The 11,134-nt window shown below is 43.3% G+C and carries 14 protein-coding genes; 1 reads left to right on the forward strand and 13 read right to left on the reverse strand.

The annotated features are described in order from the left end of the window. Positions 1 to 380: 380 nt before the first annotated feature. The 9 genes from GOQ29_RS08485 to GOQ29_RS08520 form a co-directional block, all read right to left on the reverse strand. Positions 381 to 926: a class I SAM-dependent methyltransferase gene (locus tag GOQ29_RS08485; protein WP_203372223.1), complete on the reverse strand. Its 546-nt coding sequence runs from the start codon at positions 924 to 926 to the stop codon at positions 381 to 383. 233 nt (positions 927 to 1,159) lie between these two features. Next, the gene (locus GOQ29_RS08490; RefSeq protein WP_203372224.1) at positions 1,160 to 1,792 is read right to left on the reverse strand and encodes a TetR/AcrR family transcriptional regulator; all 633 of its coding nucleotides are present in this window, start codon (positions 1,790 to 1,792) and stop codon (positions 1,160 to 1,162) included. Next, on the reverse strand, positions 1,792 to 1,932 hold the full coding sequence (locus GOQ29_RS08495) for a hypothetical protein (protein WP_203372225.1): 141 nt from the start codon (positions 1,930 to 1,932) through the stop codon (positions 1,792 to 1,794). Before GOQ29_RS08495 ends, GOQ29_RS08490 begins: the two co-directional genes overlap by 1 nt. Before the next feature lie 4 nt (positions 1,933 to 1,936). Continuing rightward, positions 1,937 to 2,926, reverse strand: a complete 990-nt coding sequence (locus GOQ29_RS08500; protein WP_203372226.1) for an ABC transporter permease — start codon at positions 2,924 to 2,926, stop codon at positions 1,937 to 1,939. A 3-nt stretch (positions 2,927 to 2,929) separates the two neighbouring features. Beyond that, the gene (locus GOQ29_RS08505; protein WP_203372227.1) at positions 2,930 to 3,901 is read right to left on the reverse strand and encodes an ABC transporter permease; all 972 of its coding nucleotides are present in this window, start codon (positions 3,899 to 3,901) and stop codon (positions 2,930 to 2,932) included. Next, positions 3,898 to 4,746 (reverse strand): ABC transporter ATP-binding protein, encoded by an 849-nt coding sequence (locus GOQ29_RS08510; RefSeq protein ID WP_203372228.1) that lies wholly within the window; start codon positions 4,744 to 4,746, stop codon positions 3,898 to 3,900. Before GOQ29_RS08510 ends, GOQ29_RS08505 begins: the two co-directional genes overlap by 4 nt. A gap of 364 nt (positions 4,747 to 5,110) precedes the next feature. After that, a complete protein-coding gene (locus GOQ29_RS15215; protein WP_484477073.1) occupies positions 5,111 to 5,656 on the reverse strand; it encodes a hypothetical protein in 546 nt (181 codons plus the stop codon). Positions 5,657 to 5,676: 20 nt separating this feature from the next. Then, positions 5,677 to 6,513, reverse strand: coding sequence for a relaxase/mobilization nuclease domain-containing protein (locus GOQ29_RS15220; RefSeq protein ID WP_484477074.1), 837 nt, complete (start codon positions 6,511 to 6,513; stop codon positions 5,677 to 5,679). Positions 6,514 to 6,593: 80 nt separating this feature from the next. Continuing rightward, positions 6,594 to 6,893, reverse strand: a complete 300-nt coding sequence (locus GOQ29_RS08520; RefSeq protein WP_203372229.1) for a CD1845 family protein — start codon at positions 6,891 to 6,893, stop codon at positions 6,594 to 6,596. Between the two features lie 175 nt (positions 6,894 to 7,068). Here GOQ29_RS08520 and GOQ29_RS08525 point away from each other — a divergent pair, with 175 nt between their 5' ends. Continuing rightward, positions 7,069 to 9,186 (forward strand): AAA family ATPase, encoded by a 2,118-nt coding sequence (locus GOQ29_RS08525; RefSeq protein ID WP_203372230.1) that lies wholly within the window; start codon positions 7,069 to 7,071, stop codon positions 9,184 to 9,186. Between the two features lie 78 nt (positions 9,187 to 9,264). Here the strand turns inward: GOQ29_RS08525 and GOQ29_RS08530 are convergent, their stop codons facing one another. The 4 genes from GOQ29_RS08530 to GOQ29_RS15160 all read right to left on the reverse strand — a co-directional run. Beyond that, positions 9,265 to 9,612: a plasmid mobilization protein gene (locus tag GOQ29_RS08530; protein WP_203372231.1), complete on the reverse strand. Its 348-nt coding sequence runs from the start codon at positions 9,610 to 9,612 to the stop codon at positions 9,265 to 9,267. Next, positions 9,609 to 9,791 carry a DUF4316 domain-containing protein gene (locus GOQ29_RS08535; RefSeq protein ID WP_203372232.1) on the reverse strand — a complete coding sequence of 61 codons (183 nt, stop codon included), beginning with the start codon at positions 9,789 to 9,791 and terminating at the stop codon, positions 9,609 to 9,611. Before GOQ29_RS08535 ends, GOQ29_RS08530 begins: the two co-directional genes overlap by 4 nt. 50 nt (positions 9,792 to 9,841) lie before the next feature. Then, complete coding sequence (locus GOQ29_RS08540) at positions 9,842 to 10,462, reverse strand: defense against restriction DarA-related protein (protein ID WP_350445998.1); 621 nt, start codon at positions 10,460 to 10,462, stop codon at positions 9,842 to 9,844. 272 nt (positions 10,463 to 10,734) lie between these two features. Beyond that, positions 10,735 to 11,134, reverse strand: a 400-nt coding sequence (locus GOQ29_RS15160) for a cysteine-rich VLP protein (protein ID WP_425475069.1), incomplete at its 5' end; no start/stop codon positions are given.

An 11,134-nucleotide genomic window follows, 5' to 3' on the forward strand; every position in this document is an offset into this window, starting at 1 on the left:
AATAGTACAAAAAAACACCTTTGCGCAAATTAGCACGAAAGGTGTCGAATGAAAAATGGCCGCACTGATCGGCCATCATTTTTATGCTTATTTTGAATTTATAAAGTATTGGAGCGTCAGCTAAGCCAAACCGTTACAGCAAGGCAACGGCTCCTCCCTAAAATGAAATAGCGACTTCGGATACATAAGAGTCTCCTATCCCAAAGCCGCCCAGCTAAAAAAGGGCGCAATTATCACGTCCCCCGCATTTCCCTTTTTTAAAGGAAAGCGGCGGCTTTGAATTTAATTTCAAAACCGCCGCCATGCAGGCAATTTATGCCCCAGCAAATATCTTTACTCTGCCGCTACAACAACGGTTTCACATCTAGCGAATATTTTGATTAGGTTACTTGTGCAGCAACTATATTCATGATTGATTTTACTTCTCCAAATTTATTCCCGTTGACCATTGTTAAGTAACGATTACTCATTGCTTCAGAATCTACGCTTTCAATCACAGAATATCCAAAACTGTGCAAATAGTTATTGCACTCTTGAACATTTAGGCCAAACTTTATGTTTTCATCTTTTAAACCGATATCTATTAGAGTATTCTCATTGTCTCTATGCTGATAATCAAAACTGAGAATACTTCCAGTTGAGGAATGCTGTCTTAATAAACTAAGCATGGAATCTACCGATTTCGGTGATAAATAGAAGGTTACCCCTTCCCATATATATAAGGTTTGTAACGTACTTTGATATCCTGCATCGTAGAGCCTTTGGAACCAATCATCTTGCTCAAAATCTGCGGTTACATATAGGACATTTGAATGGATTTCCAATGCATTATCTTTAAGAATTTGGCATTTCAACTTCTGCGTAGCCGATGTGTCTACTTCATAAATTTTAGAATTCTTAATCTGATTGGCATACCGGCAATGCATCAATTCAATACAAAAGCTTGTCCAAGGGGGGCGCGGTAAACTCGGAACAGGAGAATACTTATGCAAAAAGCAGAGGTTATGCTTTTTAAGCTCATAGCCTCTGCTGGAAGGATTGCGCTTTCTAGAAAACTTATCACTGCATTAGACTATTTAGGCTTTTACGTCAGTTTCTAACAAATCAGAAAAAACGGGACTGGGTATCCGCTTTTTCACTACCGTTTTGCGGATATCACTTACTTTACCGCCGTTCCATTACGCAATACCGTTATCAGTTCGTCTATCTTGCCCAAAACTTCATAGTCCTGCATATCGGGCATAATGACTCTATCAATCCGTTCAAGTAAGATTGCAAAGACCTCAGCCATCATCTGCACAGAAATATCACTTCGGATTTGTCCTTTTAGCTGTGCATTCTCGACCATGCGGAGCAAAACATTTTCGGTGACACCGCCAAAAACGCCAACTACGGTTTCCCGAAAGCTCAATTCCTCAGTCAGAAATCGACGAGAGAGAGCGTTGTATCTTGGCTCTTTCCGCGCAAAGCGGATTCCCAACATAGCTTTCTTCCTTATGGACGCAAAAAAATCATCTTCTGTATTCGTGTCGTCGTATTGCGCAAACAGCTCCAGTTTTTCCACACTAAGCCGTTGGAGCAAAGACAGATATAAATCCAGTTTGTCATAAAAGCGGTAGTAAAAGCTTCCCTTGTTCATTCCCGCCGCCTTAATAATATCATTTAGAGAAGCTTCCCCAAAGGAGTGTGTGGAAAAAACGTCCAACGCAGCTTCGCAAAGTGCCGTATTGCCGTTAAGAGGATTTTCAACGCCCTCATGCTGCCATTTCATTTTTCCGTTCGTGTCTGACATTAGTCTTCATCCTCCATAATTTTTTCGCGCCTTTCTTTTTTCTCCTTTTGCTTTTTCATCCATGCGCCGCCAACTTTAACCTTTAAAAAGATAAAACCTGCAAGAGCAACAATAATTAGAACCCACCAATACCATGCCATAAAATCACCTCCAAGTTTTCATTTTTATTTTTTTCGTAAATATAATCATTACAGGGATGAACCATACAAATCCTGTCGCAAGAATCATAAGGAGCTGGAATGTTGGTTCTCTGTTAGAAATCACCATGTCAATTGCGGCATATTGCCAGTACATGGGCAATGCGTAGTATAGAAAAAGCCACTTTTCCGGGATAAAAACAGCGGATATCCCGACAGCCAGAAACAGAGGCATAACAATTTTCAGGACGCCAACCGCGGCAATTTGATTACTCGCGAAAGCAATAATCAGAAAGATGATCATACTGCTGACAAAAACGCTGCACAGAGCCAGCAGAAGGAATTGCAGCAGTGCGTCCACTCGACCCATAATCAATGCGCAGGCAGACACCCCAATCATACCAAACAGCAGTGAGGGGATTATTTTTGAGACAACATAACTGCCAAGCGTCATAGGGCTGACCGAAACCGCGCGGATAACACCGCTTTCCCGTTCATTTACGCCGCTTAGGCCCAATGAGGAGCCACCGATAAACAGGGCAAGCAGAAAGATGCAGGCCATTGAAATAGTATAAGCCAAAGAATTTTGACCTTCAACCGTTTCAGTCGTATATTGGATAGGCTCGGTATCAAGAGCGGCGTTCACAAGCTTTTGCCTCAATTCGGCAAACCCTTGCGCTTCATTTCCTTCGACTATCAGCCTGATATTGCCGCCTTCCAGAGTAACACCGGCAATGCTGTCCGCTCCGCTTACTCTTTCTTTCAGACTTTCAAGATTATCGACATATTCAATATCAGCTACAGCTTCCAGTTTAGTAACCAAATCCCGGGGCAGACTTTTTTCTACTGTCAGGGAGATATTCGAATCCTGAACACTGCCAAATACAAACATAAAGATCAGAGCAAGTACCGCCGGGGAAATCGTTAAATAGATTGTAATTCCGTCCCGAAAAATCAGTTTAAATTCTCGCGTAATCGTCATGATAATACTTTTCATTCGTTATCGCCTCCCTTTTGACAAAAGATATCTTCCGACCACAAATCGGCTGATTAGATATGCGCCAATGGACCAACCGATCACAGTGAACACTGTGGGAAGCAAACTTCGTCCCATTCCAAATAGAATGTTTTCATAAGCAAATATCAGGGAATAGGAGGGTATCATTCTGAGCCATAACGGTGAAAAAGACGGCTCCGAATAAGCCACAACTGGAAGCATGTTGACAGATAGCAGGAGGGCCATAGAAAAGAACCAACTGCTCATATCCCTGAAAAAGGTTGTAAATGCAAGTCCAATCAGGGAGAATATCGAAGCACCAAAAAAACTGAGTAAAACAAAATGAAAGATGGAAAAATCAAAACCGATGCAAAAGAATGCCATCAGTAAGGCATATAGTACTGCGATGATTGAAAAAAGCACCGTCTTTGAAATGAGATACTTGTCAGCCCCCATCGGCGCTATCCGCATTGCCCGAATCGTTCCTTCTTCCTTTTCCGACAGCATCAAGGCCCCGCCCAGAATAAACCCGATAATGAGCGCCTCAAAGCAAATAAAGACTGGCGTCATGCGCTTGTTAAAAGGGATTGCTGTGTTGTTTTCGTTTATGCTTTCTACTTCTACATAAGTATCGGAAGGATCATGAAGCACGGTCATCATTGCACGAACAGTCTTTTCGGATAGGCCTGGATTCAAAACCGTAATACTACCGTCATCGTTTCCGAGCAGGCCGATTGTTCCGTTCTCTTTGACTGCCTGCCGTAATTCCTCTTCACTGCTTACAGCAGTGGTCTGATCGGCGTAATAGTCTGTATAATACGAAAAGATGTGGTAGCCTTCTTCTGAAATATTTTCAGGAAGTGCAAAATTAATGAGTACGATAATGAGTACCAGGGTTGCGGTAATCACCCAAAAAAGGGCGTTTGTTAAAAGGCGCTTGAAATCCTGAATGCCCAGTGCGAGAATGCCGCTCATGACTTTAGCTCCTTCCCGGTAACACGCAGAAATATTTCCTCAAGCGTGGCCTCCTGAGAATGGATTTTGACAGGATTTACGCTCAGTAGAAATTCGGCAAGGGCTTTGCGGTCATCCATGTCAAAAGACTTGGAGCGTTCGTTTCCGACCTCGTCATATACGACGGTTACAAGTCGTTTTCCATATTGGCGTTTCAGCACCTCGGGCGAATCCATTGCCGCAACCTTACCGTTATACAAAAAGGCCACAGTATCACAGAGCGAATCGGCAAGCTCCATATTATGCGTTGTCAAAAATACCGCCGCCCCGCTGTCCCGTTGTTCCCTGATCAGTTCCCGGACATTTGCCGCCGTGGATGGGTCAAGCCCGCTTGTGGGTTCGTCAAGGAACAAATATTTTGGCTTGTTAATCAGCGCTCTTGCAAGTGTGAGCCGTTGCCGCATCCCCTTGGAATACTCCGAAGCTTTTTTATGCGCCGATTCTCTCAGGCCTACTCTGTCCAGCAGTTTCATTGGGTCGTGTGTGGGAACGGAAAAAAGCGCCGCAAAATATTTAAGGTTTTCATATCCCGTCAGTTTTGCGTAAACGTTAGGTTGTTCAAACGACACACCAATTTGATTAAAAAACTTAGTGTTTAAAGCTTTAACAGATTTACCATCATAGAGAACTTCGCCTCGCTGTAATGGAATAAGCCCTGTCATAATGTTCTGCACTGTGGATTTTCCTGCACCAGAAGGTCCCAGAAATCCAAAGATTTTTCCACTTTCAACGGAAAAGGAAATGTCAGTCACAGCATAATGTCCTTTTCCTCCATAGTCGTGGTATACGCTATTAATAGTAATCATTATAAAACCTCCTTCTTGACCGACTGGTCTAATGATAGCATAGCACAATTAGACCGACTGGTCAAGAGAAAGTTAGAATCTTTGATATTCGTGCTATAAGGGACTTTTATTCGGATTTTCACACTTATGTATCACTTCTTACTGTGCCTAAAAAGTATGCACACACCCATGTGAATGCCACAGTAATACGGCAAAAGCAAAACGGCAAGCAGGGCAAGTGTATTGACACTTGCACATTATTGAGATTTTCTCTTGCGGGAAAACTCAAAAATTGCTTGTTGGGGAGTGCCTTCCCCAAACCCTGCGACTTCGGGCCAAGTTGGCCCGAAGTCGGTGCGTTGCACCTCATGTTGCGTCATGTTCGCTATCGCTCCATTTCCTTATTTTTCTGCGCTTCCGTCAGGCCGAGCAGATGGTCAATATTGCTTTTCACTGTAACAATTTCATGCATGGCCTTTTTGGTTTCCCGATACTCCCGATAAGCCTTTTTCTTGTCTGCCGACAACCGCTGAAACTCTGCTTTCAGCGTATCCATTTTAGGGAGCTTTGCCGCGGACAGCAAACGTCGGAAAGTATCCTGCGCCGCCCGGTAGGCGGCAATATCCGCTTCATGCACCGCAAGATATTTTTTGCTGTACTTCGCCGCCTTGTATCCCTCAAACACAGGCCGGGCTTTCGCATAATCTACCACAGCCGCCTTTAGCTCTGCGTTGATGCGCATAGCGGATTCGGCGGCTTTTATGCTGTCTGAAAGCGTATGGAAACGGTTGGTAAGCTCTGCGGTCTTTTGCTCCAAATCTGCATATTCCAGCAAACCATTTTCCTGCAAATACTGTAAAGCTGCCGCCATCTGCTTGAGGTTGAATACCTTTGCCCAGCGTTCATAAGCCGGGCCTTTTCCGGCTTTCATACGGGCTTGAATATCCACAATCAGATTGACCTTGCGCCGTTCCTGCGGAGCGGCTTTTCCCTCAATCGCCGCTTGTATATCCTCCTGCCCGTAGCCCCCTTGCCAAGCGTAGAAGCACGGAGCCGGGTAAAGCGTTCCTGGCCCTCTACCCGAAAGCTGATCGTGCCGCCGCGCCCCTGCTTGATTTCATAACCAGCCGCCGTCATTGCCTGTAAAAAAGTGTCCATATCCGGCGGCTTCATTGCAAGGCAAATATCAATCTGCGCCTTTAATTTCTCTTGAAAGGTGGGCGTCTTGTGACCGCCGAGCCATTCCCCGTAATGCTTGAATTTTCCCTTGCTGTGGCGTTTCGGATTGGTGATGACAGACAGTCCGTTTTCAAGGCATATCCGGTCGGAGAGCCGCCGCACCGCACGGGCCGAACCGATAAAATCCCGGAATTTCCGGGCGCAGTCCAACGAGGTTGAATTGTAGTAAATATGGCAATGAGGGTGGGGACGGTCAGCATGGGAAACCACGAAAAAGGCATATCGCCCTTTCGTCCAGCGCAGGGCAAGGTCATAGCTGATTTTAAGGGCGGTTTCCGGGTCTGTTTCACCAGGCAGGAACGCCTGTCGGATTTGATAATACAGCACATCATTCTCCCGTTTTTGCTCCCGCCCGGTAATAGCCTTATATTTTGCTTTAGAGAGTAAAAATTCTGCGTCAGCCGTGGCAGGGTCACATTCATAGGCAAGAATTAAATTGCCGCCCCGGGTCTTATCTGGATTTTTCCCGTAGTCAAAACCGTCCTTTAAAGTTTCCATAATGGTCATGCCACTTCCTGTATGACGAGTCATAAGGCGGGTGGTTGCCATGTGCGTTTCCTCCTTTCCTCGAAAAAACAACTTCGGGCCAAGTTGACCCGAAGTTGCTCGGCAGTTCTGTTATGCTGCTGTTAGCTTACAATGAAAAAGCGAAGTGAACTATTCAGGCTGTGCAGTCCGTCAATCAGGTATTCCGCAATGGCGGGAATCCCAAGGGGAGAAATTAAAAATGACAGAAACAGGAACACGCCGAAGCCCAGCTTTTCACCGCTTATCAGCAGGGCAATACTGATAAGAACGCCTATCCCGGAAACCACCTGTAAAAGAGCGGCGGCATAGCAGAATACAAATTCAATCATGGGTGTTACTATCGTCAGCAGAACCACAAACGGTGCGGCGATAATCTTAAATATTAGCTTGATAAACTTCATAAAAATTCTCCTTTTATTGAGTGGCTTTCTTGTTGTATCCTACCTATATTTTACCATTTGAGGCAGGGTGCAACAATGTTGTCGAGGCCGCACCGATATAGTTTTATACTCATCTTATATTGTATTATTTTGGTACATGTTGTATATTATTATTAAAGAATTGGAGGTGTACAGCATGCATAATGTCGAAATTAAGAATTGTAATAATATTACTATGGGACATTTTAAAATATGTCCAGAGAAGCTAAATATCAAATATGGAATTAACGGAACTGGAAAAACAACAATTTCAAAAGCAATTGATTATTTTAGTGACAATGATAAACTGCAAACGCTAAAATCCTTTTATAGTGAAGATTCAGCCTCTATTACAATAGCCCCAGCTTTCAATAACGTCTTGATTTTTGATGAAACTTTTGTAAATCAAGTGGTTTTTAAAGAAAGTGAAGTTATAGGAAAACCCTTTGAAGTGTTCATTAAAACACCAACCTATGATTTGAGAAAAGCAAAATTAGATGAACATCTAGCAACGTTGAGAAAACTAATGGAAGAAGATAACGAAGTTGTCGAACTAAGGGACAAGTTATCAAAGTTACTCGGAAAGTTTACCACAACTGCCAGCGGAAAACTTAGCAAAAAAGGTGCATTAGGTAGTCTTTTATCTAAAAACAATCTTTATAATATACCAACTCAATTAGAAAGTTATCGACCATTTATTTCGGATTCAGATAACAACATAAATTGGATTGCATGGAAAACGCAAGGTGACAAATTTGATACTATTGATAAGTGTCCCTTTTGTGCAGAATCATTACCTCAAACTCACGAGGAACAGAAAAAGGTCTTTTCTCAAACATTCAAAAAAAGCGATAGCCAAAATTTGAAAGAAGTTATGGATTTATTGGAAAGTTTAGAGGTTTATCTTGACCCTATTCAGTTTAGTACGCTTATTTCCTACATAAAACAAGATACTCCAGAAGATACAATACAACTGGTTATTAACAAGTTATACACTGAATTTGATCTTCTTTTAAAAAAGTTCGATGCAATGATTAATTTCGGTAAAAAACAAATCGCAATTGCTGATATATCTACTCTTGATGCCCAAATAAATAATATGGAGATACCCGCTGAACTTTTAGTGTATTTTGGTGGGGACTTAATTACTGGCATAGTTGGTCGAATAAATGCAAATGTCGAAAGCCTAAAGGCAGAAGTCGGAAAAATCAAAGAAGAAATGGGTTCTTTAAAGGGTGTTATGCAGGCCACAATAAAGGAGTCTCAAGATGATATTAATAGGTTTTTGAAAACAGCAGGTATTAACTATGAGCTTGAAATACAAGCAGAGGACGAATCCAACAGTAAAACAATATTAAAACAGTGCTTTAGCAACGAAAAAACAGATGTTTCAAATATCAGAAACCATTTAAGCTGGGGAGAAAAAAATGCATTCTCGTTAATATTGTTTATGTACTATGCAAAATCGCAAAATCCAGATCTAATAATTTTAGATGACCCTATCTCGTCATTTGATAGCAATAAAAAATTTGCAATATTGCATAGATTGTTTAAAAAAGATATAGGTAAAAAGGATGTTTCTTTTGCTGGTAAGACAGTTCTATTGTTAACCCATGATTTTGAACCAATTATTGACTTTGTGATTATAGGGAAACTATCGGGTGATTCTGTTACATCTTCTTTTATTTGGAATGATGGCGGAACAGTTGAAGAGGAAGAAATTGACCCTGCTTCTGACGTAAAGCTAGTTCTTACAGAGAATAAAGAGATTGCTTCAAACCCGGATATTAATATTATAAGCCGAATTGCCGCTCTTAGAAAATGCTGTGAACTAAATGGCTGTGTTGGGGCGTGGGGGTATGCTTATGAAATATTGTCATGCCTAATTCATGGTAATGAAATAAAAAGAAAAATTGCAAATGAACAGTTTGAGGATATGCCACACCAGGAAATTGAATCAGGAATCCAGTTAATAAAAGAATACATTTCTGATTTTGTTTACGAAACATTGAAAGAGCATACATATACCCAACAAGGTATTAAGGAACTTTATCAGCAAGAGCACAATTCCTATTTTAAACTTCAATTGTTTCGAGCCATGTGTGAAATTTGCAATAAGATTAGAATGTGTCCGCAAGACAATGCATGGTACAAATTTATTGATGAAACCTACCATATTGAAAATGATTACTTGCATTACCTAGATGTTCGGAAATTTAATATTGTGCCAACATATATAGCAAGTAAAGTTGACGAAATGATGGCTCCACTATAATCATAATTTTCTTTAATAAAAAGTTTTCTTGTCAAAAAGCGGGGAGCGGCGGCATTGTGCCAACGCTCCCCGCTTTCCTTATAGCTGCACTACCGCCATAAGCTGTTTAAGTACCTCTGAAACCCGGTTCCATAACTCGGTATAATCTTTTTGCAGGGCAGCAATTTCGGACGGATAAACGCCGTAGGTATTGGCGTGAATCGCAACCTGATTCAGATTGTTGGCACATCTGCGTTGCAGGGAAACCAACTCCCGAACAGGAGCAAGGTCAACATTCAACACATAACCATTGAGTGCCATTTTGCGAATATACGCACTTAAATTCTGCGTTCCAGCCTGTGCCATACGTTCCCCAATGGCGGCGTATTCTTCATCACTCACCCAAACATAAAGAGGAACGCCCCGCCTGCGTTTGGAGCGGCTCACCGTTCCTCCCGTTCCCGGCTCCTGCGCTTTGCCGGCGGCTCCTTTACCCGGTCTTTCGGCCTTTCCTCCGGCATAGCCTGCGGAACAGGCAGAGGCGTGTTATTCGGAATCCCATCAATCATGTTGTAATTCTGCTCGGTCGAAAGCTCTGCATTTTTCAAATAGTTATCCTTTTCCATTCTAAAAAACCTCCTTTTTTATGACTTCGGGCCAAGTTGGCCCGAAGTGATTATCGGTCTTTTTCTGTGCCTTTTTCGGGAGCAGGACGGGTGACGTTGTCTTGTGCCGCCTGTTTTGCTCCCTCTACCAGCCGGGCGGCAATGGATTTACTTTCTCCCGGTTCCCACATGGGGGCTTTTCTGTCGGGATTGCCGGGAGTCGCCCGAAGCTCATAGTCGGTCATCTGCTTTTCTGTCAGAGGTGCGTCATATACAAGATAGCCCCATGCCAGAAAACGGCCCTGTTCCACACTTTCCCGCTTATCAAAGTTCACAAGATACAGTGGGCCGTTCTCCGTTTTGGGGAACGTACCAATGTCCACCGGCCTTTGTGTGGAATAATACTTGTAAGCTGTTTTTTCGGATACGCCGTAGTCATACTGATATTCGGAAACACGATTCTCATAATCCCTTGTGGCGGCGGCTTTATCGGTGGTATAGTATCCCCAATAATAATCGCGCCTGCCGCTTGCGTCCTCGGTAAACTGCCATGTGGCAAAGTGCTGTACCGCCTGCGGATTTTCCCCAAGAGCAAAACCCCGGTCATTCTCAAAGGCAATGGCCCGTTTGATTTCATGTCCTTTTACGTTATCGCTTATTTTTTCCTCCGTTTTCATACATGAAAATGTCACGCTGTTACACCCAAAAAGCGGGGACATGAAGCATAGATACCTTTTCCTTGAAACCGGGGCCGGAAAACCCCGGAAATCAAGGCTTTTTCAAGCAAACTTCGTGACACCTTACCCCTTGTTTTTGCGCCTGTGCCGCTGTTGGCGGCGGCGGTCTGCTTCGCGTTTTCCTTTCCGGCGGCAGGCTTCGGAGCAATAGGTCTGACTGGTGACAGGAAGATAGGCCGCACCACAGACCGGACAGGTCTTACGGGAAAGCACCGCAGGGTTTCCGGCTAAATCAGCTTCCAGCACTGGGTCAAGCGTAAGCACGCCTTTTTAAAATACTTGCAGTATGCGCCCGTCCAGTATTTATCCAGCATATAACAGCCGCCGTAATCAAGGGGCAGACAGCCATATTCCGGGTCATAGTTGGCGCACATACCTGTTACCAGCCTGCGGATTGCGGTGCGTTCCCGGCGGGTCAGTTCCCGGGGTTCGGCACTCATAGGTCTGACTTCGGGCCAAGTTGGCCCGAAGTTGCGCAAAGGCTTGTCCCAAAGACCAGCAAATAAAAAGACACCTATCCGAGAAAAGACTCGAACGGTGTCGCATGAAAAATGGGCGCAGTAGCCTTCTAGTGTTGCATTAAAGAAATAATTACAGTTTGACATGGAAAAAATTATATAATGAAAA

Origin of the sequence: Anaeromonas gelatinilytica, assembly GCF_016820635.1 — a bacterium.
GTDB lineage: Bacteria > Bacillota > Clostridia > Tissierellales > SIT17 > Anaeromonas > Anaeromonas gelatinilytica.